We start from the raw sequence: 17,650 nt of genomic DNA, 5'->3' as shown, positions 1-17,650 counted from the left end.
GCCCCGAGCTTTTGGACGAGTGCAAAACGCAGTTTCAGCGTATCCAAAACGCCTACGAGAGCTTGAAGCCGTATTTTAAGGGGCTTGAGTCGGGAGCGGAGTAAAAAATGTGTTTAAAAGATTTATTAAATAAACTTTTATCTTTGCTGCAAGAAGGTGACAACAATAATGCCTATAAAACGTTTTTTATTAAAAATAGAAAAATTTGGCTATCGTGTGCAGATGATAGAATTTTTGAAGAAATAATTGATGATATATACAAAAACAAAAAACTAAATACAATGTTTTCAAGAAAAACAATATACCGTCTAATAAAAGACCTAGTGCTAGAATATAAAATAACTGATAAAGTTTTTGATTCTGATATAAATATGTTTTTTGAGAAAATATCAAAAGGAGAAATAAGCCCATTTAATTACAAATTAAAAAAAGAAATAAACCCATATAATGGTTTTATAGCAGTACCAATATCAGGGATAACTTTAAAAAATAATTTTGAAATTGAAATAGGAAATTTTAAAATAGGGTTAGCTCAACTCATAAAGTCAATGCCGATAGATAAATGTAAATACTATATTGGCGTTAAAATAAAAAATATTTACGATAACTCATTTGCCGTAGAAAAAGCAGAAAATATGTTTTTAGATTTTGTAAGACTAATAACATTTTTGGATGGTAACTTTTATGGGGATGTGCATATCAAAATTGGGTTACCCGTATATGAAGATTATGGACAAGACGAAATACACATCAAAACATATTCATACGTAATATTAAATGAACAAAATGAGCCTGAAAAGCAACTTTCCGCATATGGTGACATATATAATACTGCACATAAAATCGTTATAGACGAAGACTTTTTTTGTAATAATCCGGATTTCAATAAACTATGGGACTTATATGCCTCAGATACACTCAATGAGATGGAGCAAAGAATAATAAATGCAGCATTATGCATAGGTGAATCTTTATCTAGTCAAGACATCAAAAGCTCGATTATTTATACTTGTATGGCTTTAGAAACATTGTTTTCATTTGATGAGGCTGGTCTTTTTCAAAAAAGTATAGCAGACAAAATATCGGATATCGCAGTTTTTTTAGTTTGCAAAAACAAGGAACATAGACTAAAAACTAAAAAAGCAATAAAGAAATTTTATGGATTAAGATCCACTTTGGTTCATGGTGGCAGCAGAGAAACAAATGATAGCTATAAAGAATTTAACAATATGATAAAAGCCGCTATTAGGGTTTTGCTAAACGATGAAAGATTTTCCAATATCAAAACCATTAAAGAACTATATGAGTTAGTTGAAGATGCACAAAAATCATATTAAAATTTATAAATTCAAATTTTACTTACCGGATTGCAGCAGATAGGTCTTTTTGCGTTCGCTAGAGCTGCCGATATTTAGCGCGAGGCGATATTTGGTTATCGTGCGGCGGACGACCTCGACGTTAAATTCCTTCTTTATAAACTCCAAAATTTTTAGATCGCTAAGCGGCTTGGCGGGGTTTTCGTTTCGGACGAGATTTGCCACGAAGTCCTTGATGGCCTTGTTTGAGACGTCCTCGTCGATCGCGGCGGAGAAAAAGCTCTTTATAGGCACGAGCCCGCGCGAGCACTCTAGGTATTTGTTTGAGATGCCGCGCGAGATGGTCGACGGGTTTCGCCCCAGATCCTCGGCGATGTCCTTTAGGCGCATAGGCTTGATGTCGCCGCCAAAAAAATAATCATACTGATACTCCACTAGCATTAGGGCGATCTTTCTCAGCGTGGCTTTTCGCATATCAAGCGCGTCTATGAGGTCTTTTGCCTCTTTTACGCGCGAGGCGACGAAGCTCTCTTTTTCGTCCAGCCCCTCGACGTCGATGACGATCTCGGGATAAAAGTCGTCGTTGATGCGCACCTCGATACCGCCCGAACTCGTGTCTATGACGATGTCGGGGATGATCGCCGCAGCCTCGCTCATATACTCGATAGCGGGCGGATTTTTTAGTCTCTTGATGACGGCGAGCGCTTCGTTGTAGAGCGGGATTTTACGCATTTGGGAGAGATTTTCGAAATTTAACGCAAGCTTTTTAGCGCTTTCAAAGAGCTTTTCGTCCAAATTTAGCTCCTCAAGCTGAAACAAAAAGCTCTCTTTGTAGTCCTTTGCGCCGATGCCTGCAGGCTCAAGGTAGGCAAAGCGCTTTCGCACCGACTCGATCTCCGCCTCGCTAAATTCGTCAAAGACTTCAGGCTCGTAGTAGCCCTCCTCGTTTATGTACTCGATGATTTTCATCGCGATTTTTTGGGACTTTTCGGTCGGAAAAAGAGGCTTATCTATCTGCTCGATTAGCTTGTCGTAAAGCCCTGTTTTAGCCACGCTAAAGCTTTCGATATTGTCTGTTACGCTGTTTTTTGATATTTCTTTGAAGAAATTTTTATCTTTTTTGGATGGTTCGGCGCTGGGTAGCTCGCTTAAATTTCGCTGCTGCACGCTAGCAAACGGATTATCCGCTAAAAACGGCTCAAGCGTCTCCTTTAGCTCCTCGACGCTGCTGCTTAGTATCGGCAGCCACGAACGCAACGTGTGCGAGAGCTTATTTTTGGGAGCTTGAGCTTGCTTTAGCATTATTCTACAAATTTAAACTCTTCGCCCAGATAGTGGGTGCGCACGAGTTTGTTGTTCGCGACTTCGTTCGCGCTGCCGCTAGCTAGCAGGCTACCGTCCTTGATCACGTAGGCGCGGTCGCAGATAGCTAGCGTCTCGCGGACGTTGTGGTCGGTGATGAGCACGCCGATGCCGAGCTTTTTTAGATCTCGGACGATGCTTTGTATATCGCTAACGGCGATCGGATCGACGCCGGCAAAGGGCTCATCCAGAAGCAAAAATTTAGGCGTAATGATGAGGCTTCTAGCGATCTCGCAGCGTCTGCGCTCGCCGCCGCTTAGGCTCACGCCCTTTCGCAGGCGTATCGGCTCGATATTTAGCAAATTTAGCATCTCGTTTACTTTTTTCTCGCGGACGGCCTCGTCTTTATATAGGATCTCGGCGCCGAGTAGTAAATTTTCCTCAACGGAGAGGTCTTTAAATATACTTGATTCTTGCGGCAGATAGCCGATACCCATATGCGCGCGCTTATGCAGAGGCACCTTCGTCACGTCTGCACCGTCTAAAAACACGCTGCCACTAGTTGGCGAGATGAGCCCGCAGATCATATAAAACGTCGTCGTTTTGCCCGCGCCGTTTGGGCCCAGCAGCCCTACTACCTCGCCGCTTTTGACCTCTAGCGAGATGCCTTTTATAATGTTTGTTTTTTTGATCGTTTTTTGTAAATCTTTAACTTCTAATTTATGCACCGTAAACCTCGTATTTTCGCCCTTTTTGGCTAGGCGAGATGACTACCTTGACGCATTTTTCGCCCAAATTTTCTAGCGCCTTTTCCAGTCGCTCGTCGCCCCACTCTACTAGATGAAGCCCCTCCTCTAGCAAATTTTCAAAAAGTCCGTTTTGTAAAATCGCGTCAAGTCCGTTTTGATAGATATCGTAGTGATAAATTTTATCTCCGTAGTTTTGCATGACCGAAAACGTGGGCGAAGTAACCTCCGCATCGATGCCGCGAGCTTTTACGATGGCTTTAACTAGCGTCGTTTTGCCGCTAGCCAAATTTCCCTGCAAGATAACGACGCCGCTTTGGGGTAAAATTTTTACCACCTCGCCAAGCTCGCCAAGCCCCAAATTTAGCTCTATCATAGCTCTTTTACGTATAGCGCTTGGGCTGATTTTGGGATACTTTTGGTCTCTGGGATCGCTAGCACCTCGTAGCGCGCCTCTTTGGCTAGAAATTTGATCGTTATCACGTCGCCGATTTTAACCTCTTTGGCTGGTTTGGCTATGACGCCGTTTACGCTCACGACGCCGCTTTTGCACATGTCTTCGCTGACTGCGCGCCTTTTTGTTATATTTACGGTATTTAAAAACTTATCTACTCTCATGGCGGCGATTTTAGCCAAATTTGGCTTAAATTTTTAATTCCTCGCCGCTACATATTAAATTTAATGTAAATTTGACGTTTAGCACACGCGATTTTAGCGGAAATATTTATAACAAATTAATCAAATTTGGCTAAAATACGCGTCATCTCAATATAAAGGATAGAGAATGAAAAAAGACGTGAAAAAAGTCGTTCTCGCCTATTCGGGCGGACTTGATACGAGCATTATTTTAAAATGGCTGCAAGACGAGTATAAATGCGAAGTGGTGACCTTTACCGCCGATATCGGTCAGGGCGAGGAGCTAGAACCCGCACGCCAAAAAGCGCTGGAGCTCGGTATAAAACCCGAAAATATATTTATAGAGGATTTAAAAGAAGAATTTGCGCGAGATTTCGTATTTCCGATGTTTAGAGCAAACGCCGTTTACGAGGGCGAATATCTACTGGGCACCTCGATAGCTCGCCCGCTAATAGCTAAAAAGCAAGCCGAAATCGCCGCCAAAGTAGGCGCCGACGGCGTGAGCCACGGAGCGACCGGCAAAGGCAACGACCAAGTGCGCTTTGAGCTAGGCTACTATGCGCTGGGAGATAACCTAACCATCATCGCTCCTTGGCGCGAGTGGGATCTAAACAGCCGCGAAAAGCTACTAAAATACGCCGAAAAAAACGGTATCAAAATAGAAAAAAAACCGGGCAAAAGCCCCTACTCTATGGACGCAAATTTACTCCATATCAGCTACGAGGGCTTAGTACTTGAAAACCCTGCTCACGCTCCGGAAGCCGATATGTGGCGCTGGACGGTAAGCCCAAAAGACGCGCCAAACGAAAGCGAGATAATAGAAATCGGCTACGAAAAAGGCGATCCGGTTAGCATAAACGGCAAAAAAATGAGCCCGGCGGCGCTGCTAGCCGAGCTAAACCGCCTAGGCGCAAAACACGGTATCGGCAGACTCGACCTCGTAGAAAACCGCTCCGTAGGCATGAAAAGCCGCGGCTGCTACGAAACCCCTGGCGGCACAATAATGCTAAAAGCTCACCGCGCGATCGAGAGCATCACGCTAGACCGCGGCGCAGCGCACCTAAAAGACGAGCTAATGCCTCGCTACGCAGAGCTCATCTATAACGGCTACTGGTGGTCGCCTGAGCGTATCATGCTACAAGCGCTCATCGATAAGAGCCAAGAGAACGTAAATGGCACGGTCAAAGTCGAGCTCTACAAAGGCAACGTCATCGTGCTAGGACGCGACAGCAAGACGGACAATCTCTTTAGCGAGGCATTTTGCACGTTTGAAGAGGATAGCGTGTTTGATCAAAAAGACGCGAATGGATTTATCAAGCTAAACGCGCTAAGATTTATCATCGGACGCAAAAACGGACGCAAATTTAACTAAATAAAGGATAAAAATGAAAGTACTACTAATAAAAGACGTAAAATCGCTCGGAAAAGCCGGCGAAATCAAAGAGGTAAAAGAAGGCTACGGAAATAACTTCCTAATCGGCAAAGGCTTTGCTAGAGCTGCGACCCCCGATGTTTTGCGCCAGTACGAAGCCGAGCAAAAACGCAAGGCCGAGGAGCTAAAATACGAGATCGCAAATATAGAAAAGCTAAAATCCGAAATCGAAAAAATCACGCTCAAGGTTAAAAAGCCGCTCGGAGCAAACGGTGCGCTATTTGGCGCGGTAACGAAGGATGAAATTTCAGAAGCTTTAGAAAAAAACCATCATCTAGTCGTAGATAAAAAGGCGTTCGACTTCGCGCATACGATAAAAGCGACAGGTATCTATGAAGTAGACGTCAAGCTCGGCCACGCCGTGCGCGCCACGCTAAAACTAGACGTCGAGGGCGAATAAGTGTTTCACGCGACTACCATTTTAGCCTACAAAGGCAAGAACAAATCAGTCATCGGCGGCGACGGACAAGTGAGCTTTGGCAACACGGTGCTAAAAGGCAACGCGGTAAAAATCCGCAAAATCCACGGCGGCAAGGTCCTAGCGGGCTTTGCCGGCAGCACCGCCGATGCGTTTAATCTCTTTGATATGTTTGAAAACAACCTCGAGCACGCCAAAGGCGACCTGCTAAAAGCGGTGATCGAATTTAGCAAAGAGTGGCGCAAGGATAAATATCTGCGCAAGCTAGAAGCTATGATGCTGGTGCTTGACCGAGAGAAAATTTTCCTTTTAAGCGGAACGGGCGACGTCGTAGAACCAGAAGACGGCAAGATAGCCGCCATCGGAAGCGGCGGCAACTACGCCCTATCAGCAGCCAGAGCTCTGGATAAATTTGCCCAGATCGACGAAGAAGAGCTCGTAAAAGAGAGCCTAAAGATCGCGGGCGAAATTTGCATTTACACGAACACGAACATAAAAACCTACGTTTTAGAATAGAGAAAAGATGAATTTAACCCCAAAAGAGATAGTGAAATTTTTAGACGATTACGTCATCGGGCAAAAGGACGCCAAAAAGATCATCGCCATCGCGCTACGAAACCGCTACCGTAGGATGAAACTAGATAAAACGATGCAAGACGACATAATGCCAAAAAACATCCTGATGATAGGCTCGACGGGCGTGGGTAAAACCGAGATCGCAAGGCGCTTGTCAAAGATGATGGGATTGCCGTTTATCAAAGTAGAAGCTAGCAAATACACCGAAGTGGGCTTCGTCGGACGCGACGTAGAAAGCATGGTGCGCGACCTGGCGGCTGCGTCGGTAAATTTGGTCAAAGCCGAGCAGCGCGAGAAAAATCGCGAAAAAATCGACGAATACGTAAAAGATAAGATAATAAAAAAGCTCCTACCGCCTCTACCGACAGGTGCGAGCGAAGAGAAAAAAGCCGACTACGAAAAAAGCTACGAAAAGATGATGAGTAGGCTCGAAAACGGCGATCTGGATGATCTAAGCATCGAGATAGAAGTCGTGCAAAATAGCTTTGACGCGGGTGCGAACGTGCCGCCCGATATGGCGCAAATGCAAGAGAGCTTCGTCAAAATCATCGGCCTAAGCAACAAAACCGTCAAAAAAGAGATGAAGGTAAAAGACGCCAAAGAGGCGCTCAAAAACGAAGCTAGCGATAAAATTTTAGATATGGAGAGCATCAAAACAGAAGCCGTGCGAAGAGCCGAAAACGAGGGCATAATCTTTATCGACGAGATCGATAAAGTCGCGGTGAGCTCCGGAAACTCAGGCAGACAAGATCCGAGTAAAGAAGGCGTACAGCGTGACTTGCTACCTATCGTGGAGGGCTCGACGGTGACGACCAAATTTGGCGCCATAAAGACCGACCATATACTTTTTATCGCCGCCGGCGCCTTTCACATCAGCAAACCAAGCGATCTAATTCCGGAGCTTCAAGGGCGTTTTCCGCTGCGAGTAGAGCTTGATAGCCTAGATGAAAACGCGCTGTATCAAATTTTAACTCAGCCTAAAAATTCGCTACTCAAACAGTACGAAGCGCTTTTAAAAACCGAAAACGTGGAGCTTAAATTTACGGATGACGCTATAAAAGCTATCGCAAAAATCGCTCAAAACGCCAACGAAAAAATGGAAGATATCGGAGCTAGACGCCTGCATACCGTGATCGAGCGCGTGATCGAAGATATCAGCTTTGAAGCTAACGAGCACGGCGGCGAGACGGTAGAAGTGGACAAAGCCCTCGTAGAAAAGCGCCTCTCAGACGTCGTCGAGGATCAAGATCTGGCGAGATATATCTTATGAAATCAGGCTTTGTTAGCATCATAGGCCGTACGAATGCAGGCAAAAGCTCGCTTTTAAATTTTTTGCTTGATGCGAAGATCACCATCGTCTCGCACAAGCAAAACGCTACGAGGCGAAAAATCAGCGGCATCGTGATGAATGGTGAAGATCAGATCGTTTTTACCGATACGCCGGGGCTTCACGAAAGCAACAAGACGCTAAATAAGCTCATGATAAACGAAGCAATAAAATCAATGGGCGACTGCGATGCAATCGTGTTTTTGGCGCCTATTCACGACGACGTAGACGACTACGTCAAATTTCTAAATTTAAATCCACAAAAACCACATATCTTGGTGCTCACCAAGGTTGACGAAGTCTCAAACGCTAAGGTGTTGGAAAAAATCGCACAATATCAAAAATTCCAAGATAAATTTACAGCGCTTTTGCCTTTTAGCGTCAAAAAGCAAACCTACAAAAAGCCGCTTTTGGATGAAATTTGCAAGCTTTTGCCAGAACACGAGTATTTTTACGATCCGGAATTCTTAACGCCAACAAATGAAAAGGAAATTTTTCGTGAATTTATTCTTGAGGCACTATACGATAATCTAAGCGACGAGATCCCCTACTCTACCGACGTGCTCATAGACAAAGTCAAAGAAAAACCAGATATAACTGAAATTTATGCCACCATAATCACCGAACGCGAGATACATAAATCTATGATTATCGGAAAAAACGGGCAAACCATCAAAAGAATCGGGATAAATTCAAGAAAGTTAATATCAAATTTTACCGGACAAAAAATCCTCGTAAAGCTCGTTGTAGTCGTTAAAAAAGACTGGCGCAAAGACGAAAAAACTATAAAAAGCTTGAATATTTTATAAATAATTATTAAGTTGCCTAATTTTTGTGCTATAATAACGCTATTGGTTGTGGGTTCTATTATTTTTTGCAATCATACAATTGATTATTTGTTTGGAGGAAATTTAAACTATGGCAAAAAACAAAGGCGATACAGGAAGCATAGTAACATACGATCCGTATCTGCAAACCTCTTATGCTTTTTCTAATAATAAAATTTTTCCAACGGAATTAAGCAAAGCTAATAAAAATAGCTTTTTCATATCGTATGTCAAATATAAAGATATCACGGTAGGAAGCGTGGAAATTCCGATATCTACCGAAGAAGACGATACATCAAACCTAATAACCATAAAAGCTTATGAGCAGTTTAACCTAGATCCGGCAACTGAATACAAGATCGTATATAATGAGGTTCCAAATATCTCGTCCGAAACTAAAATTTTTAATGTATTCATATCTGACGTTTTGTCTACAGATAAATTGTACTCTTTAGCAATAAAGAAGATTCCATTTATAGACTACGTAGTTCCTGCTCCATTGGCGTTTGATGCGTTATACAAAAAGAACATACTTTCTACTCAAGATACAGAAGCCTTTATAGTAATACAAGAGGATGACGCTTTTATAGCAGTTTACTACAATGGAGAGTATATTCAGTCACGACCGCTTAGGTATTCTATAAAAAATATTAGCGAAAAATTTGCTACTTTAAGCGGAGATAAATTAAACGATAGCGCGTTTTTAAATATACTTAAACACGGAACAAATACGCCCGATGATAAAAATAAAAATTTCATAACGGAAATTTTTGATGAGATAGCCTATTATATAGGCGATATCGTAAACAGTCTTAGCAGGTTTAATGGGTCAAGTATTTCAAGCATATATATAGTAGCTGATGCAATAATGGGTGATTTTGCAGAATTTATGCAAGAAAAACTAAATATACCAACCAAAAATCTTGAGCTAAATATCGCAATAAATTCAAAAGAAATAGAGATAAGCAACATCCATAATATTATGGTGGTTAATGCACAATACTACAAAGAAACTCATGAAAATGATTTTAACTTCTCAAATTTCTTGCGCCCGTTGCCGCTATTTCAACGCAACAGCGGTAAGCTTATTATGTATGTGCTAGTTGGCTTATCACTCGGCTTATTACATCCATTATATCTTTATGTATCAGGAATCATAACCGATATAGACACTGCAGATAAAAAGAGTGAATATGAAATCAACAATGCAGACAAAATAAGAATAGAGTCGGCCTTGGCGGCTGCCGATCAACAAATTTTAGATACTTCAAAGTTAATTGAGGCCGAACAAGAAAGAATTAATTTTAGAAAAAATACCATCAATGAAATTTATGACAAAAAAGTTAATTATCCTATGAAAGGCATCGTGTTGTTTGAGCTTAGTAATCTGATAAACAATAAAGACATACAGACTGCAAAAATTAATAACTCAGACAGAAATATGACAGTTACACTCGTCAGCAAAGATGAAAAGAAATTAACGGAGCTTATACAAAACGTAAGCAATTCTGAAAGATACTCCATATTAACTAGAGAAATTTTACTCGATAAAAATTATGGAGCACCATCATATGAAACAAATGTCACTATAAAGATTAAATAATGAAAAAAGATAATACACTTGTAAAAATCGATAACTATTTTGACGGGAAAAAGCCAAGCGAAGTTACATTGATGTTAATTATGGCGCTTGTGTTGTCTGGCGTTATTGCATATTATGCTGTTATACAATATGCGCAAGACTATTACGATAATTCAATGTCAACCAACAGTCAAACAACAGACCAATTAAATAAGGTAAATGCTTATCTAGATAGCGTAAGTCAAAATAATGACAGAAACAATGATAGAAATTTTAAAATAAATCAAAAGCAAAATAAGCTAAAACAAAGGCAAAACGAACTTGCTGATGCCAAAAATATGAATCAATATTTTGACAATAAGCTTCGAGAATTGTCATATCTAATTTTTAATGAGCAAAGCTGGGCTGATTTCTTAGATAGTTTGGCTCTTTTAGCAAATAAAAATAATGTAAAAATAACAAAAATCGTAAATACCTTTAAAGAGCCTAATGCACAAAAAATAGAGCAAATACTTGATATTAACGTTTCAGTCGATGGTAATTATAAAGATATCATAGGCTACATCAATGCTATTGAAGAATCAAAACTAGTAGTAGACGTCAATGGAATAGATATAAATTCTACTGATGGCAAATTAAAAGGAAATATGGGAATTTATATATGGGGGATGAAATATCAATGAAAAATAGAGTCTTATTTTTTATATTAATACTTTGCTCTGTATCTTTGGCTAACAATTCTCAAGCAGAAATGGAGCACTATGATCAACTTTTTAGTGCAATCAATGAACAACGAAAGGGCTTAAGCGAATCAGAGCTAAAAAGCCTCTCTGATCCTTTTTTAAAAATTAAAACTACAAATCATGACAACAATGGGTCTCTGGATGAAACATTTGATCTGCAAGCTATTTTTAACAACAAAGCTAAAATAAATGGTAAGTGGTATCAAGCAAAGGATAATGTTGGCGAGTATGAGCTTGCAAGCATTAAATCCAAGAGTGTTACATTAATAAATAAAGATGAAAAAATCGATTTAAATTTAACAAAAGGGGCAAATAAAAATGTCGTTATCAAAATTAAATAGAATTTTTACCATATCCATTATAACTGCTTTGTCGCTAACTACAGCAAATGCCAATAGTTGCGAAAAAAGAGTTTTTAACCTTAAAATTAATGAGCAAGTTTCCGTTCAAGAGATTTTAACGCAACTGTCAGATATGTGTCATTTTAGTGTTGTCACAAAAGATCAATTCGCTAAAGACGCTATAAGTGAACCGCTTTTTGGAATCAACATAAAAGACAAAACGCTAAATGAAATTTTTAGCCTTTTACTATCTGAAAAAGACATGAGTTATACCTTTTCTCAAGATATATTAAAAATTTCATCCCTCCAAACTAAAACTTTTAAAATTGACTATATAACATCTGTTAGAGAAGGAACTGCTATTACAAAAGCCTCCGTTGACTCAGCTCCTATCGAAGTTGGTGATGAAAAAGAAGATGGTGGCGAAAAAGATATCACCAAAGGTGGTGGCAAGCTTGATAATATTATAAGAACTGTTGAAAAATTTGATTTTTGGGAAAAACTAGATACCGAAATTAAGGCGATACTAAACAATACCACAGAAAGTATCGTTGCGCCAGATCCTATCATTAACGCCAATGCCGGATTGGTTACGGTAACCGGTACAGCAACTCAGCTAAAAAGAGTTTCCGAATATATTAAAGATATCCAAGAAAGACTTAAAAAACAAGTTGTTATAGATGTATCCATAATATCAGTAGAGCTTGCCAATAGTTACACAAAGGGTGTTGACTGGAGCAAATTTAATATCGGTTTTAAAACTGGTTTGTACAGTAGGCCGATAGTAAGCGGCATAACAGAATCAATCTCGCAAGACGCTAACGGCAATCCTATAACAACTAGAACCAACACATACAGTCTAATCCCTGCAAATGATTTGTTTTGGTCAAATAGAGGAAATGGTCTTGGAGGAGGTTTTTCTCAAAGTATGAATCTAATTGCTGGATTTAACTTTAATTTAGATGGTGTTTTAAATTTTCTTGAAACAAACGGAAAAACAAAGGTTATCTCAAGCCCCAAAATCACAACATTAAATAACCAGCAAGCTCTAATTTCAGTAGGTGATAACGTAAATTACCGCGTTCAGGAAGAAAGTCAAAACAATAATGCGCTAAATGGTAAAACCACTATAACTTATAAACAATATTCCGTTTTTATAGGAATATTACTCAATATTTTACCGGAAGTTTCAGACGATAATAAGATTATGTTGCGCATCAACCCATCTCTTAGTAGTTTTAAGTATAATGAAGATGATGTAAGGCAAAGCACGACAATAAGAGAAATAGCGCCCGACACTATTCAAAAGAAACTTTCTACAGTTGTTCAAGTAAATAGTGGCGACACGATAGTTCTGGGCGGACTGATAGCTCAGTCCAAAGGCAAGGAGAATACCAAGGTTCCTCTTTTAGGAGACATTCCTGTGCTTGGACATGCATTCAAAAGCACAAAGGATAATATTAGGACAACAGAGCTTGTGTTTATAATAACGCCAAGAATAGTGGATGTATCAAATGCTGCCCCAATCAATCAATCTCTTAAAGATTTGGGTTTTTCGAGGTCAATATATGAGCAATAAATATACTACTCTTAAAAATATATTTATTGATATTGCACAAGAAAATGACTATATAAATTTAGATAAATCCATTATCGCGTATAAAAAGATTTTGGATTTGTTTCAAAAACCGGCAAAGTTGATTTTATTTTATGGCAAGCCTGGTTGTGGAAAAACATTTTTGCTAAAAAAAATCGTCAGCGATCTCAAAGATCGCGACGATATTTTATTTTTTCCGTACCCATTTTTTAATGAATCGGAATTTGTAAAATCATTATATGAAGGGATTTTTAAAAAAGAGTCTCAAGAAAAAATCGAAACTTATGAGCAGTTTATAAAAATATATGAAGCTAAAATTGAAAATAGTCAAGATAAAAAGCCAATAATAGTTATTCTTGACGAATCACAACTTTATCCTGAGATTTTACTGGAGAAAATTCGCATAATGTCCGATAGCGGTCTTTTTAAATTTTTATTTGCTACGCATGAAAACGTTGATAAAGATGTACTATCAAGGGATTATTTTAAATCAAGAGTATGGGAAAGTATAGAAATGGGCTCTGTTGACACAGAGGAGATGAAAGTCTATCTAGAAAATAAACTTCAGAATAGTCAATTTTTCTATATATTTTTAAAATTTACTGAAGAGCAATTTAGGCTTTTAAACGAATTGAGTCGTGGAAATTTAAGGATGTTAAACAAGCTTATGTTTAATATTTTTGAGCTCTACGAATATTTTGATGCAAATCAACCAACCATAATAGGCGGTGACAAAATGGTAACGAAAATTTTAGAGATGGCAGCCATCAAATCGGAGCTTATAGATGCTTGAAACATATGAGATATTGGAGCTAGAAAGGCGATGGAGAGCCTACGACAAAAAGAGAAAAGAGTTTAAGTTTTCAGATAAAAAGAACTACATATACGCCATTTCAGCTGTTTTGGCTATATCGGTTTCCGTATCTTCGCTTACTTTTTACCTACTAAAGGACTCGCTAGTAAATAATGTTAGTAGCACAACAATTAGTAAAGATATCAAGGAAAGCAATAAAGATACTATAAGACAGTCTGAAAATATTGAGCCTGAGCAAAAAATTGATCCAAGTAATAATACTTTGTTAAATTCTGATAATTTTGGCGGAACCGACAATATATCAAATTCTCAAAACAACAGTATCGCAAACGAAGATGCATCAGACAATATCAATACTGAAATTCAGCAGCACGGCTGGGTAAACGCAAACGATATACCACAAGATATACAGCCGGCACCGGTAGACAATATGCGTAAAAGCATTGGCGGCAGACAAGTTGCAGTAAAAACACCAACAGAAGAAATGATAAATTTTGATTCTGAAAAGCCTATTGTCGCAAAAGGCATGAGCAGTTCTCAAAATCTAAGTAAATTCCAAATTCAATCTTCCGGCTCAGATGTTTCAGTCGATGAGCTAACCGCTAAATTTGAAAAGTCAAATAGTTCTGATATTGCAGTGCTGATTGCAAGAAGATACTATGACATCAAAGATTATAAAAATAGTGAAAAATGGGCGCTAATAGCAAATGAGCTTGATAGCAACAATGAAGAGAGCTGGATAATATTTGCAAAGTCGAAGTATAATCTAAAACAAAAAGATGATGCAATAAGCGTTCTTAGAATATACAACGATAAAGCAAATTCTGCAAATATTGAAGACCTTATGAGACAAATAGAGGACGATACTGCTTTATAATAAGTATCATTTTATCAAGCATGGGAGCTATGTTAAATATTTAGAGAACAGTTTTAACCAATTGTGCTCTCATGTCTTATCCTCCTAAAAATTTTAAAAAGGTATCCTAGTGAAGAAAATTTATGAAATATTTTTAACTGACATTTTGAAAAACAACCTAATAACACAAACACAATATATCAATATCGAGACTGCCCTAAAAGAAAAAAAAGATTTTGAATCAGTTTTTCACAAGGAAGCGCCAAATTTACAAAATGACTCTATTTATGATACACTAGGCGAACTCTACAAAAGACAACGCATCACGATCGATGATATCGTAGAAAATTTTGCCGTAAATTTAAAAGATTTTTTAAAATCAGTAGCAAGCAAATTTAAACTTGAATATATCGATTTAGATGGTATTGATATAGATTACAAGCTTTGCGAAAAAGTCCCGCTAAATCAACTAAAAACATACCAGGCGCTACCCATAAAAGAAGATGAGATCGCCGTATATGTTGCATTTAAAAATCCTTTTGATATGTCTGGGCAAGATAGACTTCAGGCTGTATTTAATAGGAAGCTACTAAAGCCCGTTATTGCAGATCCGTCAAAGATTGACAAGTATCTAAGCAAAGTTGAATTAAACGACAGTGTCAAAGGTATAGTTGCCGAAATTAGAAAAGAGCTCTCATCAACAACGGTGATAGGCGGTAACGCTAACGAAAATAGCTCCGGCATATTAAAATTGATCGAAGTTATTTTACGAACTTCTATAGTAAGCCGCGCAAGCGATATACACATTGAAGCTACAGCAACAAACTGTGTAGTGCGAGGCAGGATTGACGGTATGCTAGCTGAGCTTTTTATTTTTGACAAAGACCTTTTTCCGCCTTTGGTATCGCGCATGAAGCTGCTATCAAATATGGATATAGCTGAACGCAGAAAACCTCAAGACGGGCGCTTTTCTGCTCAAGTAGCCGGCAAAGAGTACGATTTTCGTATTTCTACTTTGCCGATACTTCACGGCGAGAGCATAGTTTTGCGTATTTTAGATAAATCAAAGGTCCTAATTAGCCTTGAAAATTTAGGCATGCATCCAAACACCTTTGATAAATTTAATAAAGCAATGAAAGCCCCTTATGGCATTATATTAGTTACCGGACCGACCGGCTCCGGCAAAACAACCACTCTTTACGCTGCATTAAACGATATAAAAAGCGTTGAGACAAAAATAATAACAGTTGAAGATCCTGTAGAGTATCAGCTAAATATGATCCAGCAAGTTCACGTAAATGAAAAGGTTGGACTCACTTTTGCTTCAGCTCTTCGCTCTATTTTAAGACAAGACCCAGATATCATAATGATAGGTGAGATCAGAGACCAAGAAACTCTACGCATAGCTGTTCAAGCCGCACTTACCGGTCACCTAGTGTTTTCAACACTTCACACAAATGACGCAATAAGCGCAGTAACAAGAATCGCCGATATGGGGATCGAGCCGTATTTAATTAGCGGCGCATTGGTGGCGATAGAAGCTCAAAGACTTGTTAGAAAACTATGTCCAAACTGCAAACAAAAAACAGTTTTACCGTCAAATTTACAAGAACAGTTTAAGGATTTCTTACCTCAAGACCATCAATTCTATAAGCACGTTGGATGCGATCAGTGTTCGCAAACAGGCTATGTAGGACGAGAGATGATAAGTGAAGTTTTACCGATAAGCGATAAGATCGCGGCAATGATAGCAAACGGAACCACAAAAGAAGAAATAAAAAAAGTGGCGCTCGAAGAGCATTTTATAGACATGTTTAAGGATGGCGTTATAAGAGCTGCAAGAGGCATTACAACAATAGATGAAGTATTTAGGGTGGCTAAGGTATGAAATTTTTTGAAGTTGAATATATGGCTAATGGTCGTCGCCAAAAGATGACCTTAAAAGCAAACAATAGAAGCGAAGCGCAGGCTATAGCAAAAAATAAAAATGCTGGCATAATAGTAAAAGTCGGTGAAACAAAAAATGTTCCTATAGAAGAACAATTCGCCGATCTAATTAGTAAAGTATCAACTTTTCTCGGTGGTTCAAAAATAAAAATCAATAACCTAATTGCTGCTTTTAGGCAGCTAAGCGTTATGACCAATGCCGGAATTTCAATCCATGATAGCATCAAAGAAGTTTCAAAATCTACGGAAGACAAGAGACTTAAGGCTATATTTGCAACCTTAAACGACGACCTTAACCAAGGCCAAAGTCTAACCGATGCTATAACTAAATTTAAGAACGAGCTTGGTGATGTAGTTGTAGCTATGGTAAAACTTGGCGAAAGCACAGGCAATATGTCTGAGTCGCTACATAAACTGTCTGAAATTTTACAAGAAGTTTGGGAAAACCAGAGAAAATTTAAAAAAGCCCTCAGATATCCGATTATAGTAATGTCTGCTATGGCTATAGCTTTTGTTATTTTGATGTTATTTGTTGTCCCCCAGTTTAGGGAGATATTTGAACAGCTTGGAGCAAGACTGCCTCTTCCTACAATAATTCTTCTTTCCATAGAGAGCGCATTAAGTAATTACGGCCTATATATCTTAGCCGGTTTTATAGCCACAATATATGCCATCAAGCACTTATACAAAAGCAATGATGATTTTAAATACAAATTTGATAAATTTATGCTAAAAGTTTATTTAATCAATAAGGTTATATTTTACTCAACCATGAGCAGATTTAATCTTATTTTTACAGAGCTTGTAAGGGCAGGTATCCCTATCGCCGACGCTCTTGAAACAGCGACTTTAACGGTAGAAAACCAAGATATACACGACAAGCTAGCTACGATCAAGATCGCGGTTTCAAGAGGCGTATCTTTAACTGAGGCTTTCAGAGATACTCAGCTTTACGAAAGCATGCTTATACAGATGCTAAGCGCTGGCGAAAAGGGTGGCGCGATAGATGCGATGCTTGAAAAGATAACCGATTATTACAAAGCTAAATTTAGCGATCTAGTCGATAACATCTCAAGTTATGTCGAACCAATCATGCTTTTATTTATGGCTGGTATGGTTATACTTTTAGCGCTTGGTATTTTTATGCCTATGTGGGATCTTGGAAATGCCGTTCAAGGGCGACAATAAAT

General features: G+C 39.0%; 18 protein-coding genes. 14 read left to right on the top strand and 4 right to left on the bottom strand.

The features are described 5' to 3' along the window. The first annotated feature begins 107 nt into the window (after positions 1-107). Positions 108-1,337: a hypothetical protein gene (locus ACTTJF_RS07425; protein ID WP_442551400.1), complete on the top strand. Its 1,230-nt coding sequence runs from the start codon at positions 108-110 to the stop codon at positions 1,335-1,337. Between the two features lie 18 nt (positions 1,338-1,355). Here the strand turns inward: ACTTJF_RS07425 and ACTTJF_RS07420 are convergent, their stop codons facing one another. The 4 genes from ACTTJF_RS07420 to ACTTJF_RS07405 are packed head-to-tail and all read right to left on the bottom strand — an operon-like array spanning position 1,356 to position 3,982. Continuing rightward, entirely contained in the window at positions 1,356-2,618 is a 1,263-nt protein-coding gene (locus tag ACTTJF_RS07420; RefSeq protein WP_442551399.1) for an RNA polymerase factor sigma-54, read from the bottom strand. After that, the gene (lptB, locus tag ACTTJF_RS07415; RefSeq protein ID WP_002945224.1) at positions 2,618-3,346 is read right to left on the bottom strand and encodes an LPS export ABC transporter ATP-binding protein; all 729 of its coding nucleotides are present in this window, start codon (positions 3,344-3,346) and stop codon (positions 2,618-2,620) included. The genes ACTTJF_RS07420 and lptB overlap by 1 nt, the downstream gene beginning before the upstream one ends. Then, positions 3,339-3,740 carry a tRNA (adenosine(37)-N6)-threonylcarbamoyltransferase complex ATPase subunit type 1 TsaE gene (gene tsaE / locus ACTTJF_RS07410; protein WP_442551398.1) on the bottom strand — a complete coding sequence of 134 codons (402 nt, stop codon included), beginning with the start codon at positions 3,738-3,740 and terminating at the stop codon, positions 3,339-3,341. Before tsaE ends, lptB begins: the two co-directional genes overlap by 8 nt. Beyond that, positions 3,737-3,982, bottom strand: coding sequence for an RNA-binding S4 domain-containing protein (locus ACTTJF_RS07405; protein WP_442551397.1), 246 nt, complete (start codon positions 3,980-3,982; stop codon positions 3,737-3,739). Before ACTTJF_RS07405 ends, tsaE begins: the two co-directional genes overlap by 4 nt. A 166-nt stretch (positions 3,983-4,148) precedes the next feature. Between ACTTJF_RS07405 and ACTTJF_RS07400 the strand changes: the two genes are divergently transcribed. From ACTTJF_RS07400 to ACTTJF_RS07340, 13 genes are all read left to right on the top strand, one after another. After that, positions 4,149-5,372, top strand: coding sequence for an argininosuccinate synthase (locus ACTTJF_RS07400; protein WP_009494474.1), 1,224 nt, complete (start codon positions 4,149-4,151; stop codon positions 5,370-5,372). Between the two features lie 13 nt (positions 5,373-5,385). Beyond that, complete coding sequence (rplI, locus tag ACTTJF_RS07395) at positions 5,386-5,832, top strand: 50S ribosomal protein L9 (RefSeq protein WP_442551396.1); 447 nt, start codon at positions 5,386-5,388, stop codon at positions 5,830-5,832. After that, entirely contained in the window at positions 5,833-6,366 is a 534-nt protein-coding gene (hslV, locus tag ACTTJF_RS07390; protein ID WP_002947707.1) for an ATP-dependent protease subunit HslV, read from the top strand. Positions 6,367-6,373: 7 nt separating this feature from the next. Further along, on the top strand, positions 6,374-7,696 hold the full coding sequence (gene hslU, locus ACTTJF_RS07385; protein ID WP_314889679.1) for an HslU--HslV peptidase ATPase subunit: 1,323 nt from the start codon (positions 6,374-6,376) through the stop codon (positions 7,694-7,696). After that, positions 7,693-8,562: a GTPase Era gene (gene era, locus ACTTJF_RS07380; RefSeq protein ID WP_442551395.1), complete on the top strand. Its 870-nt coding sequence runs from the start codon at positions 7,693-7,695 to the stop codon at positions 8,560-8,562. The genes hslU and era overlap by 4 nt, the downstream gene beginning before the upstream one ends. Positions 8,563-8,671: 109 nt before the next feature. Beyond that, entirely contained in the window at positions 8,672-10,183 is a 1,512-nt protein-coding gene (locus tag ACTTJF_RS07375) for a hypothetical protein (protein WP_442551394.1), read from the top strand. Beyond that, positions 10,183-10,845, top strand: coding sequence for a type 4a pilus biogenesis protein PilO (gene pilO, locus ACTTJF_RS07370; RefSeq protein ID WP_442551393.1), 663 nt, complete (start codon positions 10,183-10,185; stop codon positions 10,843-10,845). Before ACTTJF_RS07375 ends, pilO begins: the two co-directional genes overlap by 1 nt. Next, positions 10,824-11,246, top strand: coding sequence for a hypothetical protein (locus tag ACTTJF_RS07365; protein WP_442551392.1), 423 nt, complete (start codon positions 10,824-10,826; stop codon positions 11,244-11,246). The genes pilO and ACTTJF_RS07365 overlap by 22 nt, the downstream gene beginning before the upstream one ends. Then, the gene (gene mshL, locus ACTTJF_RS07360) at positions 11,224-12,825 is read left to right on the top strand and encodes a pilus (MSHA type) biogenesis protein MshL (protein WP_442551391.1); all 1,602 of its coding nucleotides are present in this window, start codon (positions 11,224-11,226) and stop codon (positions 12,823-12,825) included. The genes ACTTJF_RS07365 and mshL overlap by 23 nt, the downstream gene beginning before the upstream one ends. Continuing rightward, a complete protein-coding gene (locus ACTTJF_RS07355) occupies positions 12,815-13,636 on the top strand; it encodes an AAA family ATPase (protein ID WP_442551390.1) in 822 nt (273 codons plus the stop codon). The genes mshL and ACTTJF_RS07355 overlap by 11 nt, the downstream gene beginning before the upstream one ends. Beyond that, on the top strand, positions 13,629-14,534 hold the full coding sequence (locus ACTTJF_RS07350) for a transformation system protein (RefSeq protein ID WP_442551389.1): 906 nt from the start codon (positions 13,629-13,631) through the stop codon (positions 14,532-14,534). The genes ACTTJF_RS07355 and ACTTJF_RS07350 overlap by 8 nt, the downstream gene beginning before the upstream one ends. Before the next feature lie 109 nt (positions 14,535-14,643). Next, the gene (locus tag ACTTJF_RS07345; protein WP_442551388.1) at positions 14,644-16,401 is read left to right on the top strand and encodes a GspE/PulE family protein; all 1,758 of its coding nucleotides are present in this window, start codon (positions 14,644-14,646) and stop codon (positions 16,399-16,401) included. Beyond that, entirely contained in the window at positions 16,398-17,648 is a 1,251-nt protein-coding gene (locus tag ACTTJF_RS07340; protein ID WP_442551387.1) for a type II secretion system F family protein, read from the top strand. Before ACTTJF_RS07345 ends, ACTTJF_RS07340 begins: the two co-directional genes overlap by 4 nt. Positions 17,649-17,650: the final 2 nt, after the last annotated feature.

This window comes from Campylobacter sp., from assembly GCF_052170435.1.
GTDB lineage: Bacteria > Campylobacterota > Campylobacteria > Campylobacterales > Campylobacteraceae > Campylobacter_A.
The sequence above is the reverse complement of the archived record's forward strand: the minus strand, read 5'-3'. Positions and strand labels throughout refer to the sequence as shown.

Excerpts from the sequence above, each read along its gene's own strand:
- tsaE (WP_442551398.1), bottom strand. The coding sequence starts at position 3,740 with ATGATAGAGCTAAATTTGGGGCTTGGCGAGCTTGGCGAGGTGGTAAAA.
- ACTTJF_RS07405 (WP_442551397.1), bottom strand. The coding sequence starts at position 3,982 with ATGAGAGTAGATAAGTTTTTAAATACCGTAAATATAACAAAAAGGCGC.
- ACTTJF_RS07350 (WP_442551389.1), top strand. The coding sequence starts at position 13,629 with ATGCTTGAAACATATGAGATATTGGAGCTAGAAAGGCGATGGAGAGCC.
- era (WP_442551395.1), top strand. The coding sequence starts at position 7,693 with ATGAAATCAGGCTTTGTTAGCATCATAGGCCGTACGAATGCAGGCAAA.
- hslU (WP_314889679.1), top strand. The coding sequence starts at position 6,374 with ATGAATTTAACCCCAAAAGAGATAGTGAAATTTTTAGACGATTACGTC.
- mshL (WP_442551391.1), top strand. The coding sequence starts at position 11,224 with ATGTCGTTATCAAAATTAAATAGAATTTTTACCATATCCATTATAACT.
- rplI (WP_442551396.1), top strand. The coding sequence starts at position 5,386 with ATGAAAGTACTACTAATAAAAGACGTAAAATCGCTCGGAAAAGCCGGC.
- pilO (WP_442551393.1), top strand. The coding sequence starts at position 10,183 with ATGAAAAAAGATAATACACTTGTAAAAATCGATAACTATTTTGACGGG.
- ACTTJF_RS07425 (WP_442551400.1), top strand. The coding sequence starts at position 108 with ATGTGTTTAAAAGATTTATTAAATAAACTTTTATCTTTGCTGCAAGAA.
- ACTTJF_RS07420 (WP_442551399.1), bottom strand. The coding sequence starts at position 2,618 with ATGCTAAAGCAAGCTCAAGCTCCCAAAAATAAGCTCTCGCACACGTTG.
- ACTTJF_RS07355 (WP_442551390.1), top strand. The coding sequence starts at position 12,815 with ATGAGCAATAAATATACTACTCTTAAAAATATATTTATTGATATTGCA.
- ACTTJF_RS07375 (WP_442551394.1), top strand. The coding sequence starts at position 8,672 with ATGGCAAAAAACAAAGGCGATACAGGAAGCATAGTAACATACGATCCG.
- ACTTJF_RS07340 (WP_442551387.1), top strand. The coding sequence starts at position 16,398 with ATGAAATTTTTTGAAGTTGAATATATGGCTAATGGTCGTCGCCAAAAG.
- ACTTJF_RS07365 (WP_442551392.1), top strand. The coding sequence starts at position 10,824 with ATGGGGGATGAAATATCAATGAAAAATAGAGTCTTATTTTTTATATTA.
- ACTTJF_RS07400 (WP_009494474.1), top strand. The coding sequence starts at position 4,149 with ATGAAAAAAGACGTGAAAAAAGTCGTTCTCGCCTATTCGGGCGGACTT.